The following is a 20506-nucleotide window of genomic DNA, read 5'->3' on the forward strand; positions in this document are numbered from 1 at the left end:
AACCATATTTAATCTTAATCAACGGATCAGGAGAAAATCATGGCGAGCGGCTGGGCTTCTGATGAAGCCGTAAATGACCAGATCAACAGCACCATCAACGATGGCGTAGAACGGGTGCGCCAGGCGCTGGGGCAGGGCGAAAGTGAACGCTTCTGCCAGGAGTGTGGTGAGGAAATTTCTGAGGCAAGACGTAAAGCGCTAAAAGGCGTACGTTTTTGCCTCGCCTGCCAGACAGAAATGGATAAACAACAAAAAAACCTCAGTCTGTATAATCGTCGCGGCAGTAAAGACAGCCAGCTACGCTAACCCGCTATGTGGCCAGGCGATCGCCCGGCGACGGTTATGCATGAGGTGCCATCAGCACGCTGCTGCTTTGCGCCGCCCTGATACAGTCGGCGGCGTTGGTCAGGTTACGCATCTTATTTTCTGGGCGTCAGCAGATAATCGGGATGTTTTCCCGCCAGCAGCAGCAGTAGTTCATATTCACCTGCGCTAAGCCCACCGTTTTTACCCGCTTCCGCTTCTGACTCTTTCTTTTGCCATACGCGCAGGCTGTAATCAAAGCGTTCTGCTGCTTCCGCTTGCGTCAGGCCCGCCGCCTGACGTGTGGTTTTGATGGCTGCGCCGGTGGCAGGGAGCATGGACAGGACTTTCAGAGGCATCGCAATCTCCACAACAATTTATAATAAGTTTTTTCCTAAGCATTAACACGGACCCTTCCGGTGTCAAGGCGGGTTAAATGGTTGTGGTTTTATAATGAATTGATATTACAATTTTTGGGTGATGTTCCCGATTCAGCAAAATTAAATTTTCCGCCAATGCTGAAAAAACCAGCAATCTGGCGAGGCGGCAAAATAATATGCTGTCTGCCGTTGTGCTTAATTTCAACGCAAAGCGTAATAGCTGAAAGGAATACCGCGACCGGTTTTTCTGAAAAATATTCCCGCTGCGCTTGATCAAAAGCGCCTGTTACGTTTACTGTATTTATATACAGTATTCATTGGAATTATGGGTTATGGAGTTCATCAAGCCTGCCGAGCTGGGCATTATTTTGCAGCTGCCGCTGTTTATTGAGCGGGTGGCGTGCGGCTTTCCTTCTCCGGCGCAGGATTATATTGAACAACGCCTCGATCTCAACGATCTGCTGGTGCAGCGCCCCAGCGCGACCTATTTTGTGCGGGTCAGCGGTGATTCGATGATTGAAGGCGGCATCAGCGATGGCGATATGCTGGTGGTGGATTGTTCTCTTACCCCTGAGCATGGCGATATCGTGGTGGCGGCGGTGGAAGGGGAGTTTACGGTTAAAAAGCTTCAGCTACGGCCGCAGGTGCAGCTGGTGCCGATGAATGCGGCCTGGCGTCCTATTGTGCCGAACAGCGAGGAAGGGCTGCAAATCTTTGGCGTAGTGACATTTACCATTAAAGCGGTGAAATAGGGTGCGCGCCTGGCCCGTGCTTAATTTTGCTCGCAGCCAATACCGCAGGCAAAGCGGCGAACCAGGAGCCGTCCGGCCAGGCTGGTGCGCGCCTGGCCTGCGCTTAGTTCTGCTCGGAAACCAGTATCGCAAGCGTATCCGGTTCCAGCGCCCGAAAAAGGTGCTCCTGGTCCGCCGGGTAGGAGATATAGTCGCCCACATTCAACTCTACCGGGGCGTGAGTCAGCCCCACCAGCGCCCGGCCCTGAGCGATAATAATATGCTCTACCGAACCCAACGAGTGCGGGCTGGAGAGGCGCTCGCTGCCAGGCTGCGTCATCAGCAAATAAACGTCTCGTCGCGCGCCAGGCGGGCAGGTAGCCAGCAGAATAGCTTTATAATCGGCCAGTTCGGCGGTGACGGTTGGCCCTTCGCCACGGCGAATTACCTGCATCTGATTAACCTGCGGCTCCATTAAACGCGCAAAAGGAATATCCAGCGCCACGCACAGCGCCCAAAGCGTTTCCAGACTGGGATTGCCGTTGCCCGCCTCCAACTGAGAAAGGGTCGATTTGGCAATCCCGGCGCGTCGTGCCACCTCCGCCAGGGAGAGTCCGGCTCTTTGTCGCTCTCGGATCAGGCCTTCAGCAATAATCGTAATCGGTTGGGTCACGCGCTCTTCCTGTATCGAACGATCGTTCGTCTTGTAAAACGTTCCTGAACTGTTCATTATAACGGTCATCTGTTCGTTATGGGAGAGGGGTTATGGTTCGGCGGCGTTTTTTACTCAAAAATAGTGTGCTGAAGGGGATCGTGCTGGTATGCCTGGCCGATGCGCTGGTGGGGCTTTCTTACGGCTCGCTGGCGATTGCCGACGGTTTTCCATTTTGGGTTCCGATGACACTCTCTGTACTGGTGCTGGCCGGTGCGTCAGAATTTATGTTTATCGGCATTATCGCCGGTGGCGGCAGCCCTTTTACCGCCGCGGCGGCTGGGCTGTTGGTGAATGCTCGCCATCTGCCTTTTGGCATTGCCGTTAAAGATCTGGTAGGGCGTAAATACCTGAGCTGGTTGGGCTGCCATATCATGAATGATGAAAGCGTGGTGTTTGGCATTTCTCAGCGCAAACAGGTTGAGCGCCGGGCCGCCTACTGGTTGTGCGGATTAGGCATCGCCTTCTGCTGGCCGCTGAGCGTGATGCTGGGAACCGTGGTAGGGCGCTGGATCCCGGACACCGATGCTATCGGGCTGGATGCGGTATTTCCGGCCATCTTAATCGCGCTGATTTTTCCGGCCTTGCAGCAGCGGCGGGTGCGCATTCCAGCGATAACAGGCGCGACCATTGCGCTGGTGACCTTGCCGTGGGTGCCGGTGGGCATGCCGGTGCTGCTTTCCTTATCGGGCCTGCTGGCGTGGAGGAACAGAAAATGACGTCGACAACCATGATGGTGGGCGGGATCGCCCTGCTGGCTTCCGGCACCTGGCTGATGCGCTTTATCGGTTATAAGCTGGGCAGCCGCATGGCGTTATCAGATGGTACCCGCATGCTGTTATCCGATGCGGCTATTGTGCTGCTGCTGGCGGTGGCGGCTACCGCCACGCTGTTTACCGGGCAACAGTTTGCCGGGTTCGCGCGGCTGGCGGGCGTGCTGGTAGCGCTGTTTCTTGCCTGGCGTAAAGCGCCGCTGATCGTGGTGATTATCAGCGCCGGGCTGGTAACCGCCGTAACGCGCTATTTTGGCGTTATGTAAAGCGGCGCGGCAAAGTCACAGACGCAATCCTCAGATTCCGGCGGCAGAAACGACCACTGCCGCAGGCCGGTTAATTCCGTTTGCTTAATTTGATGCCGTCATCATCTAAGCTGATGCCCGACTGATAGGCTTTATCCAGCCGACGCGCCTGATAAAAAACCGATTTCCAGTAGGGATTGTCCAGCGAAGAGCGAATCACGCCTTTGCTGGTGGAGGCATGCAGGAAATGGCGGTCGGTGTCGTAAAAGCCGACATGCATGCCGCCATTGATGCGGAAGAAAACCAAATCGCCAGGGCGCAACTGCTTTGGCTTTACATGGGTGCCCATGTGGATCAGGTCGCGCGTGGTCAGCCGTTCCACCGGTAAGTTGAAGCGATCTTTTAACGTTCGCCAGACAAACCCTGAGCAATCAACCCCAGACAGCTTCGTGCCGCCCCACTCATAAGGCGTGCCGTGCCAGGTATGCATTTGATCGTGCAGGGCGGCAATCACCGGAATCAAATCTGCCTGATCGCCAGGCAGGCTGCTGGCATCGACCGGCTCCTGCGCCATTGCTGTTTTTTTACCGGATGATGACGAACAACCCACAAGGGTAATAAAAGAGATAAGCAATAACGTTTGGGCCAGTGTGCGATTCATTTTAGATTAGCGCGCTATATAAAGGGGGAAGGTTCTGAATATTCTGTTTTATAACGGAAAGAAATGCTATCCATAACCCCAACCTTTTATTGTTACGTTAATTTACTGAAATCGGGCTGAGCGGCAGCTTTTCACTGGTTTTCTGTGTGCTGGCTGCCTGTTGCGGCTTAACCGGCAGCAAGAAAAGGCGTTGCGCTGCCGGAGGCGAGGCCTGCGTCCGGCAGCGAAAGGGAGATTAGTAAGGGCTGGCGGTAGGACGTACGATAATTTCGCTTACATCAACCTCATCAGGCTGGGCGATGGCATAAGAGATCGCTCTGGCAATACTTTCTGGTTGCAGCGCCACGCGACGAAATGCCCGCATCGCCTCGCGCGCCGTGTCATCGCTAATAATATCCGCCAGTTCCGATTCCACCACCCCTGGAGAGATCACCGTTACCCGAATTTTGTCGCTCTCCTGACGCAGGCCGTCAGAGAGGGCGCGAACCGCATATTTGCTGGCGCAGTACACGGCAGCGGTAGGCGTAACGCTATGCGCGCCGATTGAAGCGACATTGATAATATGTCCACACGCCTGCGCTTCCATGACCGGTAGCACCGCCGCGATACCATACAGTACGCCGCGAACGTTCACATCCAGCGTCAGTTCCCACTCTTCAACCTTCAGGGCTGAAAGCGGCGACAGCGGCATCACGCCCGCATTATTAATCAGCACATCGATGCGGCCATATTTTTCCATCGCCAGATCGGCCAGCTGCTGCAACGCGCTACGCTCCAGCACATCGGACGCTAACGCATCGATGTTGGCGCCCTCAGCGCGCAGTTCAGCGCACAGTTTTTCCAGACGGTCAGTACGCCGGGCGCCCACCACCAGCATATGGCCTTCAGCCGCCAGCAGGCGCGCGGTAGCCTCACCGATGCCGCTGCTGGCGCCGGTCAGAATGATCACTTTATTAGCTTCACGAATTGTCTGGCTCATGGTTTGCTTCTCCATCGAATCGTTGAGCCTTAAGCTTAAAAACATCCCACAGCCGCTGATAGCGCCATTCCTCGCTTAGTATTGCCTGATTGTCTCGTTATCACGGCAGCGCTGTTGCTGACCAATAAAAAGCGGTTACTATGGCCTGAGCCGTTTAACCGCCGGGACGATAACGGGATGATGTCAGCCATACAGCAGCAGATTTGCCGCGCGCTCCAGACGCTGGCACCGCAGGAAGGCTACACCGCTTCGCTGTTGGACGAGGTGCGCTTTATGCGCGCGGATCGGCCGATTGAGCGTACGCCGGTGCTTTATGAACCCAGCATTATTATCGTTTGTCAGGGGCGCAAAAGAGGCTATCTCGCCGATCGCGTCTGGCACTATGATGCGCAGCAGTTTCTGGTGCTTTCCGTGCCGTTGCCTTTTTCTTCGGAAACGGAAGCGACGCCGGAAGAGCCAATGCTGGCGGTTGCGGTAAAGCTTAACCTGGCGCTAGCGACCGAGCTGCTGATGCTGGTAGGAGAGGCGGGGAAACCGATTCCCTCCGCGCCGGAAGGGATGATTGCCACGTCGCTGGATGCACCTTTGCTGGATGTGCTGCATCGGCTGCTGCTGGCGCTGCAATCGCCGCTGGAAGCGAAAGCGTTGGGCAAGTCGCTGCTGCGCGAGCTCTATTTTCGCGTCTTAATGAGCGAGCAGGGCGGCGCTATCCGGGCGGCGCTCGCCTGTCAGGGACATTTTGGCCGCATTTCCCGCGCGTTGAACCATATCCATCAGCAGTGGCAAAGCCCGTTAAGCGTGCCGCTGCTGGCCGCTACGGCGGGCATGAGCGTGCCGCGTTTTCATCTGCATTTCAAAGCCATTACCCATACTTCGCCCATCCAGTACATCAAATCCGTCAGGCTACATCAGGCCCGGCTGATGATGATACGTAGCCAGATCCCGGCGTCAAAAATCGCGTTGCAGGTGGGCTATGAAAGCGCTTCGCAGTTTAATCGTGAGTTTCGCCGCTTCTTTGGCCGCAGCCCCGGGGAAGAGACGCGCCGGATGAAACAGGCGCTGGCGTTATTACCCGCCATCGAACATTGACCTCGCTGTTCTCTGAGTAATAATATATGTTTCGTATATGAAACATATAAGGAGAGAGACGTGGGCATTGTTAACATTGATGATCATCTGCACGATCAGGTGCGTAAGGCGACGAAAGCATCGTTGCGATCCATAAATGCGCAGGCCGCTTACTGGATCAAAATAGGCATGCTGTGCGAAACCAACCCTGAACTCAGTTTCAACGAAATTATGCGGCGTGAGCTGGACGCGGCGGGCGTCACCGCTGAACCTTTGCTGGTAAGCGGCGCATGATCAAACAACCGCAGGAGATCGCTTTGCTGGCGGAGTCGGGGCGCTTGCTGGCCAGCGTATTCACTATGCTGGATCGGCTACCGCTCTGTGGGATGTCGACGCTGGATGTCGATGGCCTCGTCGAACAGTTTATCACCCAGGATCTGCAGGCAAGGCCCGCCAGTAAAGGGCAGTACGGCTACGAATTTGTATTAAACGCCTCAATAAATGAGGTTATTTGCCATGGCGTTCCCTCTGCATCCGACCAACTGCGGGCGGGCGATATCGTTAATTTTGATATTACGCTGGAGAAGAACGGTTATATCGCCGACGCCAGTAAAACGTACCTGATTGGTGAGGTCAGCCTGGATGCCAGCAGGCTGGTGCGGACGACATATGAAGCGATGTGGAAAGGCATCGAAACGGTTCGTCCGGGCGCGCGTTTAGGCGATATTGGCTGGGCGATTGAACGCCATGCAAAACGCAGCGGCTATTCTGTGGTGCGTGAATATTGTGGTCACGGTATTGGCCGCGAAATGCATGAAGATCCGCAAATTCTGCACTATGGCAAGCGAGGAACCGGCCTGATTTTGCGTGAAGGTATGGTGTTTACCATCGAGCCAATGATCAATCAGGGCGGACGCAGCATTAAAACCGAGGCTGACGGGTGGGCGGTGATGACCAGAGACGGCTCGCTTTCCGCACAGTTTGAACATACCGTGGCCGTCACGGCCAACGGCGTCTCGGTGTTAACCTTGCGTCCCGATGAACAGGGAATGCTACGTTAGCGATCTCGCCCCGACCACGCTGCTGGCCTCCTGCAATGCGACGCCCTGCATACAGGGCGATCGGCCACGCAATCTTTGATGGACTTCAAACAATCACAATTCCCTATGACGCAATGTGCTTTTTTTGTTGCGCGTCGTTATCACTTATTTCACGATGGTAGAACGTTCTAATAAAACGTTCTACCTACAATAACAGCGCCGCTCTGGCGCAGATAATGGCCGTAACCCGGGGATGAAAAATGCGTGTACTGTCAGGGTTTGTTAAATCGCTTTCCAGGCTTTCTATGATTGGCCGCGCGTTGATGCTGCCTATCTCGCTGCTGCCCGCCGCCGGGCTGTTACTGGCGTTTGGGGACAAGTTTCACCTGCCGTTAATGATGAATGCGGGCGGGGTGATATTTGATAACCTGCCGCTACTGTTTGCCATTGGTTCTGCCGTGGGGCTGGCTTCAGAATCGGGCATTGCCGCGCTCTCCGCTGCCGTATCGGTGTTTATCACTAACATGACCATCGGCACCGTGCTGAGGATTACCCCGGAAATGGCCGCGCAGGGCGGGAAGTATGCCATGGTGGTGGGGATCCCTACGCTGCAAATGGGCGTGTTCGGCGGCTTGCTGTGCGGCATTCTTGCCGCCTGGTGTTATAACCGCTTTCACACCATTCAGCTGCCGGAATTTCTCGGCTTCTTCTCCGGTAAACGCTTTGTCGCTATTGCCACGGCGTTTCTTTCGTTCCTGTTGGGCCTGCTGCTGCCCTATATCTGGCAATATATTCAATCCGGGATTGATGCGCTCTCGGTGGTGGTTAACGGTGATAACCAGGCGGCCTCGACCTTTATTTTCGGGCTGGTGGAGCGCGCGCTGATCCCGCTTGGCCTGCACCATATCTGGTATCCCTCTTTCTGGTACTCGTTTGGCGATTACACCACCCATGCCGGGCAGGTGATTCACGGCGACCAGACCATCTGGTTCAAAATGCTAGAGGAGGGGGTGAAATCGTTCAGCAGTGACACCTACCAGAACGCCGGTAAATTTATGCAGGGCGAGTTCCCGTTGATGCTGTTTGCGCTGCCAGCCGCCTGTCTGGCGATGTACCATGAAGCGCAGAGCAAAAACAAAAAAATCGCTGCCGGGATTCTGTTTTCCGCCGCGCTGACCTGTTTCCTGACCGGCATCACCGAACCGGTTGAATTTACCTTTATTTTTGTCGCGCCGATCCTGTATGTGTTTAACGCGGTGATGGCGGGACTCTCCTATATGTGTATGTATCTGTTGCATGCGCATATTGCTAAATCTTTCTCCGCCGGGCTTATTGACTATATTTCGTTCGGTATTCTGCCGTCGTTTAACGGTTATCAGACCAACTTCCTTAATGCGATTATCATCGGCGTGCCGATGGGGCTGATCTACTACGTAACGTTCCGCTTTGTGATTCGCCGTTTTGATATCAAAACGCCGGGGCGCGCCGATGTCACTGCCGATGCCGGTGATAAAACCGACGACGAGCTGGCAACGGAAATCATCGGCCTGCTGGGCGGCGCGCGTAATATTGATTCGGTCGGCGCCTGTATCACGCGTCTGCGTCTGGAAGTGGCGCAGGGCGGACAGGTGGATAAAGATGGGCTGAATGGGTTAGGCGCGCGTGGCGTCGTGTTCGTCGGCGAGCGGGGCATTCAGGTTATTTTTGGCGCCCGGGCGCAGTTTATTGCCCAGAAAATGTCCGCCATGCTGGGCAAATAAAACGGGAGCGGTAGTGAAATAAGCCTCCTCTGTTGTTGCAGGAGGCTTTACTCTGGCGCCTAAACGCCAGCAGGTTCAGGGAGAAGATGTGAAAAGGGTCAGCATTGTTGATGTCGCCAGAGAGGCTGGCGTATCGGTTTCCACCGTGTCGCTGGTGTTGCGTCAGAAAGGAAAAATTTCCGCCGCCACCATCGCCCGCGTGCATGAGGCAATGAATGCGCTGGGCTATGTACACAATGTGGCCGCCGCGAATTTGCGCGCCAACACTTCTAATCTGATTGGCCTGATCGTGCGTGATTTCAGCGACAGCTTTGCCATTAAGGTGATGGCAAGTATCGTGCAGGAGCTGGAGCGCCAGCAATATATGGTGTTTTTAGGCCAGCCGCAGGATGAAGACGACGCGCTTGAGCGCTGTCTGCTCTCTTTTAAACAGCAGGGCGTCGCGGGGGTGATTTATCTGGCATCGGACGTTACCGCCTCTTCGCTACCGGAAAAGATCCGCCGTTGCCCATTGCCGCTGGTGGTGGTGTCGCAGTCGCTGCAGGAGGATGCCTGCGATGTGGTGCTGCGTGATAATCGCCAGGCTGCTAACCTCGCGACCCGCTATCTGCTTGAGCGCGGGCATCGCCATATCGCCTATATCGGCGGCGCAGAGAACGATCGCGTTCGCTGGCAGCGTCTGCAAGGGGTTGGCAGCGCGCTGGCGCAATATGGCATGGTTCTGCGTGAGGCGCTGATGCCCGCCTGCGCTGAAAGCACCCAGGCAGCCAGCCAAATCACGCGTCAGCTGCTGGAGAGCAACAACACCATTACCGCGCTGCTCTGCCATTCGTCCAATGCGGTGATCGGCGGCATTACCGGTATTTATCAGGTGGGCCGCACGCCGGGCAAGGATCTGTTTCTGACGCAGCAGGTCGCGCTGCTCGGCTTCGAAGATATGCTGCACGTTAATCTCACGTCTCCCTCCTTTACCTATGTGTCGTCCGCCAGTGAAGAAACGGGCCGTCAGGCGGCGGGTTTAATACTGCGCAAGCTGAGTGAACCCGCGCTGCCGCCACAGCGCATTATTCTCTCCGGACAGTTGGTGATACGTGAATCGGCCTGAATTGGCTGTACACAAAATAAACTTGACGGGTAAAGCGATCGTTTTACGCTTAGCATATGAATAAACCTAATGAAATTATTGGAAATTATTGCGGGCGCGGTTACTGACGACGCCCGTGATGCCGCGCTGCCGCTGCTTAAACTCGCCCGGGCAGGCCGCATATGAAACAGGGCATCAATCTTGTCGCCGCCGCTTTCACCCTGACGGCGCTTTCTTATGGCCTGGCGCGTTTTGCTTATGGGTTACTTTTACCGCAGATGCGTGCCGCGCTGTCGCTTGATGTTACCGTCGCCGGGTGGATTGGCAGCGGTACCTTTATCGCCTACTGTGCGGGCATTATTTTCACCTTTTATTACAGCGGTAAACTCAGTTCTCGCGTGATTGCGCTGGCGGCAGGTCTCGCCGCAACGGCAGGAATGGGGCTGGTCTTTATGGCTGCTTCAGGCCTGGCGTTGGGCGCAGGTATCGCGCTCGCGGGGTTAAGTACCGGCCTGACATCTCCTCCGCTTGCTGTTGCGGTTACGCGGCAGTTCACGGGTAACGATCGTCCAAAAGCGAACGCAGCGATCAATGCCGGAACCGCAGCGGGGATTATGTTTTCCGGTGCGGCGGCGCTGGTGGCTGCCGGAGCGTGGCGCGAGCTTTATGCGCTGTTTACGGCGATCGGTAGCGCTGTGACAGTCTGGCTCTGGTTTGCCATCCCGCCGCATGCGAAGGGTGACGCTACGCAAGGGTTTCGCCTGAGCATGCTTAAGCGGCCTGGCGTCTCAACGCTTTGCATCAGCGCATTTCTTATGGGCCTTGCCAGCACGGCGATTTGGACATTCGGAGCAGATATTTTACGTAGCCAGTTTGGCTTGTCTGATACTTATATCGGTTGGGGCTGGATTGTGCTTGGCGCGGCCGGGATTTGCGGTTCCTTCACCGGCGTATTGACTAACCGGTTCGGCGCAGGGCGCATACATGTTTTTGCGCTGCTGGCGATGGCCGTTGCCATTATCGGACTCTCCGCCGCCTCTGTTTTTCCCGCCAGTGGCTTCGTTGCCATGGGCTTGTTCGGTGCCGCTTATATTGTCTCTTCCGGCGTGTATCTGATACAAGGCATCAACCTTCTCCCGGACCGGCCCGATTTGGGGCTTGGCATTCCTTTCCTGATGCTGGCGATTGGCCAGAGCGTGGGAACACCGCTGTTTAGCGCCTCGCTGGCGTGGATGGGCGCGGTCAGTGCGCTCGCGCTCTTTGCCGCAACAGCTGGCCTGGCGATGATCATTTGGCCAGCAACAAGAGCACATAAAACGCAATAAATCCTGGTTAATTAATGGGTTCACATTAAGGTGAATCATATGTTTTTGCATGGAAGAATAATAAGGAAACTCTTAATTTTTTCTGTGCGTAATCAGATAAGCCGTTAATTTAAAAAATAATAACAGGCCGCCCGCTCCAGCAGAGAAATAAGCGCCTTTACCTGGGTTTGCTTATATTTCAATCTGTATCTTTAGATTGCTTTATTTTTCTAATGTTACGGCTGCGTTGCTGCTCTTTGGAGTTGCTATGACAGGAAAAAAACGGCTGTTTGATATCCTTGTTGCCTCATTCTGTTTGCTTCTTGTGATGCCGATGATGTTAATCACGGCGCTTATTTTGTGGTCGACGGGCATGAAACCTCTGTTCCGTCATCCCAGAATGGGGCAGGGAGGCAAAACGTTTTACTGTATAAAATTCACCTCCATGCTGCCAATGGAGAAAATTCCTGCGGCCGAACAGGCGCGCATTCATCATGAGCTTCAGCTTTATAGCGTGGTAAAAAACGATCCGCGCGTAACCCGCTTCGGCGCGTTTATTCGTAAAACCAGCATCGATGAGCTGCCGCAGTTTATTAACGTGCTGATGGGGGATATGTCGATCATCGGGCCGCGTCCGATTGCCGCGTATGAAAAAGATAAATATGGCCGCAGCTATCGCTATTACTGCTCGGTCAAACCCGGGATTACCGGCCTGTGGCAGGTCTCGGGACGAGACGATCTGCCTTATCACCGGCGAGTGGCGATTGACCGTTATTACAGCCGCTGTCGCCATGGCCGCATGGATATCTATATTTTCCTGAAAACGTTCGGCGTTGTGGCCGGTATGAAGGGAGTAAACTGATGATGGAGCAGATTTTTTCTTACCGGCGCTGGCTGATTATCAGCCCACACGCGGATGATGCCGAGCTGGGCTGCGGCGGCAGTATCGCCCGCGCTATCGAAGCCGGTATTGAAGTGCATATCGCCGTGGTGGTGCTAAAAGGGGAAACCCATCTGCGTGAACAGCGCTATGTTTCCGCCACGCAGCGCCATCAGGAACTGGCCGCCGCGATGAACAGCGCAGGCGCGCACTACTCAGTGCTGAACTTTGTTAATGAAGGGGAAAGCTTTGATATGGCCTCTTCAAGCCAGTCGGTATGCGTGCAGCAGCTGGATCAACTGCTGGAAACGCTCCAGCCCGAACTGATGCTGATGCCGGTTCCCTCGTTTCATCAGGAGCATCAGTGGGTTTATCACTGCTGTGTCGCCGCCACGCGTCCTACTAAAAATCAGCGCTCCCTGCGCCTTATCGCTGCGTATGAATATCCGGCTGCGGGCTGGGGAAACTCTTCCTCCTGGGATAGCTCGCGCGGCGCGGTATATATCAATATCAGCGATTATTTACCGGCGAAACTGGCGATGCTGACCGCCCATCAGTCACAGATGTCCGCTACCCGTAACGCGTTAATCTCACTTGATGGCGTAAAACGCCTGGCCTCATACCGTGGCGTTGAGGCGGGTTACGACCACGCCGAGATGTTTTACGTTATGCGCGGCTGGGTCGATTAAACACGTTGCCTGGCCGCCTTCCGCGCGCCAGGCAAAGGAAACCCTTAACGCGGCTGTTGCGGTATCCGGGCAATGACTTTTATTTCAAAATCGAACCCGGCAAGCCAGTTCACCCCCACCGCCGTCCAGTTGGGATAGGGCGGCTGGGGAAAGATTGCCTGTTTAACGGCCATGATGGTGGCAAACTGGTTTTCTGGATCGGTATGAAACGTCGTGACATCAATCAGATCGTCAAACCCGCAGCCTGCGGCATCAAGCGTTGCGCGCAGATTATCAAACGCCAGCCTGACCTGGGCGGAAAAATCGGGCTCCGGCGAGCCATCTTCCCGGCTACCAACCTGCCCGGAGACAAACAGCAAATCACCCGATCGAATAGCAGCGGAATAGCCGTGCTGTTCATACAAGGCATGGCGACTGGCAGGAAATATTGTTTCACGTTCCGTCATAAGCGACCTCTTTTTGGCTATTGCAGGCTGGATGCGTGCGAGACGCAATTGATTTAATATACAAGGCGTATGTTGAATAAATCACATATACACCTCGTATGTCAAAATAAAATACGCGGCGTATGTGAAAGGGGATAGAGAGTGACTGTGGGACGTCGTGCTGCAATGATGGAAGAGAACAGAAATAAGCTTATTGCCGCAGCGCGCAAAGCGTTTGCGGAGAAGGGGTTTGCCGCCGCATCAATGGATGAGCTGACGGCAAGCGTGGGGCTGACCCGTGGCGCGCTGTATCATAATTTCGGCGACAAGCGCGGGCTGCTGGCGGCGGTAGTGGCGCAGCTGGACAGTGACATGGCGCTGCGGGCAAAAGCGATCGCCAGCAATGTCGAAGCGGGCTGGGATCGTTTGCTGGCCGAGGGCGTAGCCTATATCAAGATGGCGCTTGATGCTGAGGTGCAGCGTATCGTACTGCTGGATGGCCCCGCTTTTCTCGGTGAGCCCTCAGGCTGGCCGAGTCAGAATGCTTGCTTTGAGGCGACCCGCAGCGCGGTGGCGGAGCTGATTGAACATGGCGTGTTAAAGCCGGTTGATGTCGATGCGGCGGCCCGGCTGCTTAACGGCGCGGCGCTGAATGCTGCGTTGTGGGTTGCCGCCGCGCAGCAGCCGGAGCAACAGCTGCCAAAAGCGATCGAGGTGTTTGTTCTGATGGCACAAGGGCTGCGCCTGTAACCTTTACCGCAGGTGTCCGGGTACCTAAATGCGATCTCTTTAAAAAAAGCTGTGCTGGATTTTAGATTTACACGCCAGGGAAGTGCATTTTATACCTTTTCAAGTATAGTTATTGCACCCATACCAGAAAAGGTATAAGCAATGAGCGCGCAGGGTGAGAAGCCACTAATCTGGCTTGGCAGCAGTAAGAAAGATTTATCGGCTTTACCCAAAGAAGTGCAGCGTTTCTTTGGTTTTGCGCTGGACTTTGCCCAGCGCGGTGAAAAGCATGACGATGTTAAGGCTCTGAAAGGCTTTGGCGGTGCTGGCGTTCTGGAAGTCGTAGAGAACGATATTGGCGGAACCTATCGTGCTGTATATACCGTTAAGTTTGAAGAGGCTGTGTTTGTGCTTCATGCCTTCCAGAAAAAAAGTAAGCAGGGAATTGCTACGCCAAAAGAAGACATGGAAATCATCAGAAACCGGCTTAAAGTGGCTGCGGTTGTAGCCCAGGAGATAAAGAATGGTAAACAAAATCCTTGATGGCGTCACTGTCGAAATGGGATCTGGCAACGTTTACACAGATCTTGGCTTTCATGACGCTGAAAAGCAAAAAGTAAAATCAGGCCTGGCAATTGAGATTATCAAAAATATTCGTCGGCTGGAGCTGTCTCAGACCGCTGCAGGGGAACGCATGGGTATCAGCCAGGCGAAAGTTTCTAACTTGTTTCGTGGGGATTTTACGAACTTATCTGAGCGTAAGCTGATGGAATGCCTGAATCGTTTAGGGTGCGATATTGAGATTGTAATTAAACCCTCTGCATCGCATACCGGACACCTGAAGCTTGCACAAAGCAGTTGATATTACGTGGATACGCCGAATATCGCCCTGGGGACGTTCATAGACACGGGCATGAAAGTAAATCACTACGCTGGCATCACGAACCGCCGTCATAAATTCAAATAAATACCGTGCGCACATCCGCACGGCTTTCTCCCCCGGCTCGTTCATCTCATTCGCCACTGCGGTGCACGTGGCAAAAGCAATATCCATTATGACGTCCGGCAACACGCGCTGGATATTCGGTTACGGTTTTTTGCTAACAGACCAGAACCCAATAAGATGCATAGCGGACGAGGCTGGAGCAACCGTCAACCGGCGCGGGATCCATTGCTTTAAAGGAAAAATGATTAAATAAACAGGCAGTTTTAAAGCTGTTCTGCATTCTGCATCGAAATGATCTCTGAAGGAGAAGGACGTGAACGAACCTGTAACACCACCGCTGATAAAGCAGCTGGTCGCAGCGATTGTGATTGCAGCTGGAGCGTATAACCTGCTGCATTATATGGCATCTTTTGTAATATCGAATGGATACTGGAATCACAGCCTGTTTTTGCAACATAGTGCGATTTTGTTTCTGCTGGCGATCGTCATGCCTGTTTATCTGCGATTTGTGGGACCATTGCCGCTGGGCAAGATTAAACAGTGTGGCGCACGCTGGCACGCCCTGGCTATTGCGGCTTTGTACATAGCAGAATGGTTATTTGAGAAAGTAACTAATGTCCCACAGGAAACGTTCATGATAACGATTTTTGCTAAGCCGGCCCTGGGGATTTTCTCAACCTGTCTGATTATCTTTCTGATTGCGCCGATCAATGAAGAAATCATGTTTCGCGGCCTGATCCTGAACGTTTTTACGCAGAGAGGTCGCAGGGTTTTCTGGATGGGTGCGCTTGTATCTTCAACCCTGTTTATGCTGATGCACAGTCAGTACCAGCAGATTAGTACGCTGGTTGAGATGTTTATTGTCGGTATGATCTTTTGCAGCGCACGTTGGTACAGTGGCGGTCTGCTACTGCCGATCCTGCTGCATATTCAGGCCGCAGTAATCGCGGTAATTCTGGGATAAGAGCAGGCGGCATAAGCCATGGAAGGCTAGAATTGAAAACAATAAGCTGATACAAGGAAAAAAATGGCATTTCAGAGTCCGGCGCAGAAGTATGAGGAGAAACAGCTAAACTTGGGAGATATGCAGCGCATCGATACAGAGTTATGTCTATAAGCGGCTTAATGAACTGCAATAGCACGCTCCCTTATATTTTAATACTAGTAAGCAGTTTAATTAACAGCATTTATTATTGCTCAGTTATTATTATATACTCACGACGTATGTAACATGTGCTATTATCTGGAAGATCTTTATTTAAAAAGGTTCCAGCGCCAATAGTAACGTTATTACCTATTGTCATGTTTAATCCTATCAGGCAACAATGGGCACCAATAGTTACGTTATCACCAATATCAATGAAGCCAGTTTTATCAATTTTAGCTCCTATTGTAGTATTTTGATGGATGTGAAAATTTCGACCAATCCGACACAAGCGACTGATTACAATCCCATTTTGATGTGAAATTTTCATTCCGGGTCCGATTATTGCGCCTAACTGTATTTCAACGTTATATTTTCTTGAAATGCGGCGGTTATACCAATGTGCAAATTTTATTTCCCTTTTCCCTCCGGAAGTAAAAAAATATGACGCCAATCTCCATCCAAACAAATAGCGTTTTCGCGGAACGGTAATTAGCCGACGGATTACACGATTCCAGGAGAAGGTTGTATGCAACCCAATCAGTTCTTCGTGAACACAGCTTTTAAAGAATTCATAATTATTTTCACGGGAAAGTTCGTAGTTCACTTTTAACCTTTAAGTTTTTAAAACCCTTTCATGTTATGATGATATATTAATTGTTCTTTTTTATCTACCTTTATTTATTGATATTAAATTATTTTTATGAGAACGCTAAAGTTTCAATCTTTATTGCAAGAGGCGTTTTTGCTTATTCAATCAGGCTATTTCATAACTTGCGGAGCTATCATTAGTTAATTAAATATCTTGTGTGGCTCCATGTATTCTGCTTTGACGATTAACTAAAGGGCAGTAAATAAAAACCCATGTATTCTCTCATATTCAGGTTGGCTTAGCTAATTCGGCGGTGCCAGAGATGCAATTAGTGAAAAATATTATCTAACAACCGTGGGAGCCTCACGTTGCAAGCTGCATACAAATGACTAGCCGCGTATTGCTCGTCAGTCGCGCAGAATTCTCTAGGGCAATGCAGAGAAATACATCCCGAACATAGCTGCTAATGGATTTTGAATTACATAAAATCAAACAGTTGTGCCAAAATATTTATGCTCAGCAACTTACATATCAGGATATAAATCATGGTATTTCAATTCCCGGCAGCAGGCTACACAGAGCAGCGTCTGAGCTTTGGCGAACTTGTTAACCTTTCATCTCATTCTACCTATCTACTACGCATCGCCAGCGATTATCTTGACATTGGTCTCCTCAAAGATTCAATTCTGACCATCGATCGCAGCCTTATACCAAGGCATTGACCTGCTCCCCATTGGTTGGCAAACTCTAATGAGTGGTCATGGCTCAATGCAGCTTGAATCACTCCTCAGGCTTTATGCTCAGCTTTTTCAGCACCTGTTCAACTTTTTTTCGCATTCTGTTCTAAAACGGCTTTCTCATCTCATCAGGCGTAAGCGGTACCTGCCTGATAGAGGTTTTGCTTTCCAGTAATCTTTACCGCAGGTGAACGGGTACTTATTTAACCACGGGCAGATCCGCGTAGCGCGTGGTGTAGGCCGGTGACAGCATTTCACGCTTCATCGCCCAGGTTTTCTGAATCCCCTGACCGGCAAACCAGATTTTTCCTTTCCCGGATGCGTTGATGCCATCGATCGCCGCCATCAGCGCAGCGCTGTTGGCCTGTGGCGCATTATCACCAAACAGGTTCAGCTGCGCTGTGCTGCTGCTGAAGAAATCAGCCAGCATCACACCGGCTTTAATGTAGCGGTGGCCGGGTACCCAGATGCGATCCAGTAATTCGGTGGCTGCACGAATAATGTCACGCGTGTCGCAGGAAGGGATCATCAGTTTCATCGAGGCCTGGTTGGCGTAATACACGGCATTGTTCGCATAAGGGGTGGTACGCACAAAGACGCTGACAAAAGCGCAAAACTGGCGCTCACTACGCAGCTTTTCCGCCGCGCGCTCAGCGTAAGCGCAAACGGCTTCATGCATATCGGCATAGTCGGTAATACGATGTCCAAACGAACGGCTGCACACGATCTGCTGTTTCACCGGAGCAAATTCTTCAAAACCCAGGCATGACTCGCCGCGCAGTTCGCGCAGCGTCCTTTCCATGACTACGCTGAAATGTTTTTTAATTACCCACGGTGCGCTATCAGCCAGCTCCAGCGCGCTGTTAATGCCCATTGCGTTCAGCTTTTTGCTGATGCGTTTGCCGATGCCCCAGACTTCGCTTACGGGAACCAGCGCTAACAGTTTTCGCTGACGAACAACGTCAGATAAATCCACCACGCCGCCGGTTGCCGGCCATCTTTTAGCCGCGTAGTTGGCTAATTTAGCTAACGTTTTGGTTGGCGCAATGCCAATGCCAATGGTGAGCCTGGTATTTTTCCATACCTGATTGCGCATCTCATGGCCAAACGCAGCCAGCGAGATGCTGCGACCGATGCCGGACAGATCGATAAAGGCTTCATCAATTGAGTAAATCTCAATGGCAGGGGCCATATCCGTCAGCGTTTGCATGACGCGGGCGCTCATATCCGCATAAAGGGGATAGTTCGAGCTGAATACATGTAACTCAGCGGGGAAAGTCCTCTGGTTTAATTTAAAGAACGGCTCCCCCATGGCAATGCCGAGCGCCCTGGCCTCTGCGGATCGGGAAATCACACAGCCGTCATTGTTAGAAACCACCACTACGGCTTTACCCTGTAGATCTGGCCGGAAAACCGTTTCGCACGATGTATAGAAGCTGTTGACGTCAGCCAAAGCAAACATGGTCATTGATGTGGCTTGCCTGGAAACATGATAGCAGTCCCTTTTGCCTGTTTTTATATACAGTATTTGCTGTGGGGCGGGGCAAAGCAAGTTTCTTGTGCGTTATTGTTAGTCAAAGAGCAATAATCTCCCTTCAAAGAAGGGGCTGGCAATGGTTATAAACCTTTGGCGCTTGAGCGGAAAAGGTGGTAAAGCTTTATTCGTGCTTCACTATTGCTATCAGCCAGCGCCCTGTTAATAGGTTAAGGCCTGTAACGCAGAATGGTCGGTCTTAAGGGAATTAACATAATGGTGTTTGGATTTGTGACAAAGAAAGCCCTTATTCGCTGGGAAAACAGGCCTTGTTACCTGCAAAATTTCCAGTTCTATGAGCGACATAGCGCTGTTATAAAAACGACTTCTCCTGAAAAAATATTACCGATAATAGCGGATTATGATATCCAACAGGATAGCGTTATTAAAACGCTGATGGCAGTGCGGCAACTGCCGCAAAAATTAGGTCGTGCTGGATCGAAAAGCATTATTAATACGTTTGGGTTGCACAGTTTTACCTTATTGAAAAAATCAGCCACTGAACTTTGTTACGGCCTAAGAGGCGCATTCTGGCGTGCTGACTTTGGCCTTGAGGCGGTGCCGGATCTCGATTCATACTGTGCAGCGCTCCTGCCGGGTAGAGCGAAGCTGTTGTTGCGCTATCAGGTACAGCCTCTCGCGCCTGATAAACATCTGCTCTGTACAGAAACCTTCATATGTTGCTCTGACAGAGCAACAGAAATAAAGATGGCTGCCTACTGGCTGGCGATCAGAGTGGGCAGTGGCTGGATTAGGAAGAGGACATTGCAAACAGTCAAACTTAAGCTTGAGAATGCAGATCCTCACGAAACCGCAGCGCATTGATAACCTCAGCCAGAGCCGGAGCCATCTGGCGGCGGCTGGCGTAGTAAAGGTGATAGCCCGGGAAACGCGGCCACCACTCTTCCAGAACCGGGATCAGCGCTCCCGATGCCAGGTGGTCGCGCGCCAGCTCGAGCGGAATATAGGCGAACCCCAAACCATCCAGCGCCGCCTGCAGCATCAGATAAGTATTATTGAGAATGGTCTGCCCCTGCACGCGTACCGACAAGGTTTTCCCGGCTTTCTCAAACTCCCAGGCGTAAAGCCCGCCGTGCGTCGGCAGCCGCAGATTGATGCATTGGTGCGTCGTTAAATCGCCAGGTATTTCGGGCAGCGCTTTTTCACGCAGATAGTCCGGCGAGCCGACCACGGCCATGTGAAAGTCAGGGCCGATCCTGACGGCAATCATGTCTTTATCAACAATATTTCCTGTGCGCACACCGGCATCAAACTGCTGCGCCACGATGTCTGTCAGCCCATAGTCAACGCTCAGCTCGATCTGGATTTCCGGGTACTGTTTTAGCAGCGCCTGTAGCCGCGGCCAGAGCACAGAGACGATGGCATGATCGTGTGCGGTAATACGCACGGTGCCTGCGGGTTTATCGCTCAGCGCGCGCAGGGAGGCCAGTTCACTGTCCAGTTCATTTAACATCGGCTGTAGGGTGTGATACAGACGCCTGCCCGCCTCTGTAAGAGAAACGCTACGCGTTGTGCGCGTCAACAACCTGACGCCAAGCCGGGCTTCCAGTGCGGTGATAGCGTGGCTCAATCCTGAACGGGACATGCCGAGCTGAGCAGCCGCGCGGGTAAAATTTTTCTCCTGCGCCACAAGCTGAAAAGCGCGTAGGTCATTCAAATTTTCATGCGTCATTGTTGCACCTGTTGCACATACCCATTCTGATTTGTCTATCTTATCAACTAATCTGCTGGCGCTTAAACTAAACCCGCTATCAATTTTCCAGGGGCTG

General features: G+C 52.6%; 26 protein-coding genes. 18 read left to right on the plus strand and 8 right to left on the minus strand.

Going from position 1 to position 20506, the window contains the following annotated elements:
* Positions 1-39 precede the first annotated feature (39 nt).
* Positions 40-306 (plus strand): DksA/TraR family C4-type zinc finger protein, encoded by a 267-nt coding sequence (locus J2X14_RS02050; RefSeq protein ID WP_352409548.1) that lies wholly within the window; start codon positions 40-42, stop codon positions 304-306.
* Positions 307-419: 113 nt separating this feature from the next.
* On the opposite strand, the gene J2X14_RS02055 is transcribed toward J2X14_RS02050, so the two are convergent.
* Positions 420-662, minus strand: a complete 243-nt coding sequence (locus J2X14_RS02055) for a helix-turn-helix domain-containing protein (RefSeq protein WP_502889930.1) — start codon at positions 660-662, stop codon at positions 420-422.
* A 353-nt stretch (positions 663-1015) separates the two neighbouring features.
* Here J2X14_RS02055 and umuD point away from each other — a divergent pair, with 353 nt between their 5' ends.
* Positions 1016-1435: a translesion error-prone DNA polymerase V autoproteolytic subunit gene (gene umuD, locus J2X14_RS02060; protein WP_352409549.1), complete on the plus strand. Its 420-nt coding sequence runs from the start codon at positions 1016-1018 to the stop codon at positions 1433-1435.
* Positions 1436-1538: 103 nt separating this feature from the next.
* Here the strand turns inward: umuD and J2X14_RS02065 are convergent, their stop codons facing one another.
* On the minus strand, positions 1539-2087 hold the full coding sequence (locus J2X14_RS02065; protein ID WP_352409550.1) for a helix-turn-helix domain-containing protein: 549 nt from the start codon (positions 2085-2087) through the stop codon (positions 1539-1541).
* A 92-nt stretch (positions 2088-2179) separates the two neighbouring features.
* On the opposite strand from J2X14_RS02065, the gene J2X14_RS02070 reads away from it, so the two are divergent.
* Both J2X14_RS02070 and J2X14_RS02075 read left to right on the plus strand, forming a co-directional pair.
* On the plus strand, positions 2180-2845 hold the full coding sequence (locus J2X14_RS02070) for an AzlC family ABC transporter permease (protein ID WP_352409551.1): 666 nt from the start codon (positions 2180-2182) through the stop codon (positions 2843-2845).
* Positions 2842-3165 (plus strand): AzlD domain-containing protein, encoded by a 324-nt coding sequence (locus J2X14_RS02075; protein WP_352409552.1) that lies wholly within the window; start codon positions 2842-2844, stop codon positions 3163-3165. The genes J2X14_RS02070 and J2X14_RS02075 overlap by 4 nt, the downstream gene beginning before the upstream one ends.
* Positions 3166-3235: 70 nt before the next feature.
* Here the strand turns inward: J2X14_RS02075 and J2X14_RS02080 are convergent, their stop codons facing one another.
* Together J2X14_RS02080 and J2X14_RS02085 are read right to left on the minus strand one after the other, a co-directional pair.
* Complete coding sequence (locus tag J2X14_RS02080) at positions 3236-3805, minus strand: C40 family peptidase (protein ID WP_352409553.1); 570 nt, start codon at positions 3803-3805, stop codon at positions 3236-3238.
* A gap of 235 nt (positions 3806-4040) precedes the next feature.
* A complete protein-coding gene (locus J2X14_RS02085; protein ID WP_352409554.1) occupies positions 4041-4784 on the minus strand; it encodes an SDR family oxidoreductase in 744 nt (247 codons plus the stop codon).
* Positions 4785-4961: 177 nt separating this feature from the next.
* On the opposite strand from J2X14_RS02085, the gene J2X14_RS02090 reads away from it, so the two are divergent.
* The 8 genes from J2X14_RS02090 (at position 4962) to J2X14_RS02125 (ending at position 12609) form a co-directional block, all read left to right on the plus strand.
* Positions 4962-5873 carry an AraC family transcriptional regulator gene (locus tag J2X14_RS02090; RefSeq protein ID WP_352409555.1) on the plus strand — a complete coding sequence of 304 codons (912 nt, stop codon included), beginning with the start codon at positions 4962-4964 and terminating at the stop codon, positions 5871-5873.
* Positions 5874-5933: 60 nt separating this feature from the next.
* Complete coding sequence (locus tag J2X14_RS02095) at positions 5934-6146, plus strand: ParD-like family protein (RefSeq protein WP_352409556.1); 213 nt, start codon at positions 5934-5936, stop codon at positions 6144-6146.
* Positions 6143-6913, plus strand: a complete 771-nt coding sequence (gene map, locus J2X14_RS02100) for a type I methionyl aminopeptidase (RefSeq protein WP_352409557.1) — start codon at positions 6143-6145, stop codon at positions 6911-6913. Before J2X14_RS02095 ends, map begins: the two co-directional genes overlap by 4 nt.
* Before the next feature lie 239 nt (positions 6914-7152).
* Positions 7153-8652 carry a PTS transporter subunit EIIC gene (locus tag J2X14_RS02105; RefSeq protein WP_352409558.1) on the plus strand — a complete coding sequence of 500 codons (1500 nt, stop codon included), beginning with the start codon at positions 7153-7155 and terminating at the stop codon, positions 8650-8652.
* Positions 8653-8740: 88 nt separating this feature from the next.
* Positions 8741-9757 carry a substrate-binding domain-containing protein gene (locus tag J2X14_RS02110; protein WP_352409559.1) on the plus strand — a complete coding sequence of 339 codons (1017 nt, stop codon included), beginning with the start codon at positions 8741-8743 and terminating at the stop codon, positions 9755-9757.
* A gap of 161 nt (positions 9758-9918) precedes the next feature.
* Complete coding sequence (locus J2X14_RS02115) at positions 9919-11061, plus strand: MFS transporter (protein WP_352409560.1); 1143 nt, start codon at positions 9919-9921, stop codon at positions 11059-11061.
* A 247-nt stretch (positions 11062-11308) separates the two neighbouring features.
* Positions 11309-11902 (plus strand): sugar transferase, encoded by a 594-nt coding sequence (locus tag J2X14_RS02120; protein WP_352409561.1) that lies wholly within the window; start codon positions 11309-11311, stop codon positions 11900-11902.
* Complete coding sequence (locus J2X14_RS02125) at positions 11902-12609, plus strand: PIG-L deacetylase family protein (protein ID WP_352409562.1); 708 nt, start codon at positions 11902-11904, stop codon at positions 12607-12609. The genes J2X14_RS02120 and J2X14_RS02125 overlap by 1 nt, the downstream gene beginning before the upstream one ends.
* Before the next feature lie 44 nt (positions 12610-12653).
* Here J2X14_RS02125 and J2X14_RS02130 read toward each other — a convergent pair whose 3' ends face one another.
* Positions 12654-13055 (minus strand): RidA family protein, encoded by a 402-nt coding sequence (locus tag J2X14_RS02130; protein WP_352409563.1) that lies wholly within the window; start codon positions 13053-13055, stop codon positions 12654-12656.
* Between the two features lie 165 nt (positions 13056-13220).
* On the opposite strand from J2X14_RS02130, the gene J2X14_RS02135 reads away from it, so the two are divergent.
* The 4 genes from J2X14_RS02135 to J2X14_RS02150 all read left to right on the plus strand — a co-directional run bounded on the left by J2X14_RS02135 (position 13221) and on the right by J2X14_RS02150 (position 15673).
* The gene (locus J2X14_RS02135) at positions 13221-13784 is read left to right on the plus strand and encodes a TetR/AcrR family transcriptional regulator (protein WP_352410121.1); all 564 of its coding nucleotides are present in this window, start codon (positions 13221-13223) and stop codon (positions 13782-13784) included.
* Between the two features lie 141 nt (positions 13785-13925).
* Positions 13926-14306 carry a type II toxin-antitoxin system RelE/ParE family toxin gene (locus tag J2X14_RS02140; RefSeq protein WP_352409564.1) on the plus strand — a complete coding sequence of 127 codons (381 nt, stop codon included), beginning with the start codon at positions 13926-13928 and terminating at the stop codon, positions 14304-14306.
* A complete protein-coding gene (locus J2X14_RS02145; protein WP_352409565.1) occupies positions 14287-14625 on the plus strand; it encodes a helix-turn-helix domain-containing protein in 339 nt (112 codons plus the stop codon). Before J2X14_RS02140 ends, J2X14_RS02145 begins: the two co-directional genes overlap by 20 nt.
* A gap of 397 nt (positions 14626-15022) precedes the next feature.
* Entirely contained in the window at positions 15023-15673 is a 651-nt protein-coding gene (locus tag J2X14_RS02150; protein WP_352409566.1) for a CPBP family intramembrane glutamic endopeptidase, read from the plus strand.
* 226 nt (positions 15674-15899) lie between these two features.
* On the opposite strand, the gene J2X14_RS02155 is transcribed toward J2X14_RS02150, so the two are convergent.
* Positions 15900-16460: a serine acetyltransferase gene (locus J2X14_RS02155; RefSeq protein WP_352409567.1), complete on the minus strand. Its 561-nt coding sequence runs from the start codon at positions 16458-16460 to the stop codon at positions 15900-15902.
* 530 nt (positions 16461-16990) lie between these two features.
* Between J2X14_RS02155 and J2X14_RS02160 the strand changes: the two genes are divergently transcribed.
* On the plus strand, positions 16991-17167 hold the full coding sequence (locus tag J2X14_RS02160; protein ID WP_352409568.1) for a S24/S26 family peptidase: 177 nt from the start codon (positions 16991-16993) through the stop codon (positions 17165-17167).
* A 214-nt stretch (positions 17168-17381) separates the two neighbouring features.
* Here J2X14_RS02160 and umuC read toward each other — a convergent pair whose 3' ends face one another.
* The gene (gene umuC / locus J2X14_RS02165) at positions 17382-18644 is read right to left on the minus strand and encodes a translesion error-prone DNA polymerase V subunit UmuC (RefSeq protein WP_352410122.1); all 1263 of its coding nucleotides are present in this window, start codon (positions 18642-18644) and stop codon (positions 17382-17384) included.
* Between the two features lie 288 nt (positions 18645-18932).
* Here umuC and J2X14_RS02170 point away from each other — a divergent pair, with 288 nt between their 5' ends.
* The gene (locus tag J2X14_RS02170; protein ID WP_352409569.1) at positions 18933-19541 is read left to right on the plus strand and encodes a hypothetical protein; all 609 of its coding nucleotides are present in this window, start codon (positions 18933-18935) and stop codon (positions 19539-19541) included.
* On the opposite strand, the gene J2X14_RS02175 is transcribed toward J2X14_RS02170, so the two are convergent.
* Positions 19498-20409 (minus strand): LysR family transcriptional regulator, encoded by a 912-nt coding sequence (locus J2X14_RS02175; protein ID WP_352409570.1) that lies wholly within the window; start codon positions 20407-20409, stop codon positions 19498-19500. The two genes, J2X14_RS02170 and J2X14_RS02175, sit on opposite strands and share 44 nt — an antisense overlap.
* Positions 20410-20506: the final 97 nt, after the last annotated feature.

Source organism: Mixta sp. BE291, from assembly GCF_031457955.1.
Classification (GTDB): domain Bacteria; phylum Pseudomonadota; class Gammaproteobacteria; order Enterobacterales; family Enterobacteriaceae; genus Mixta.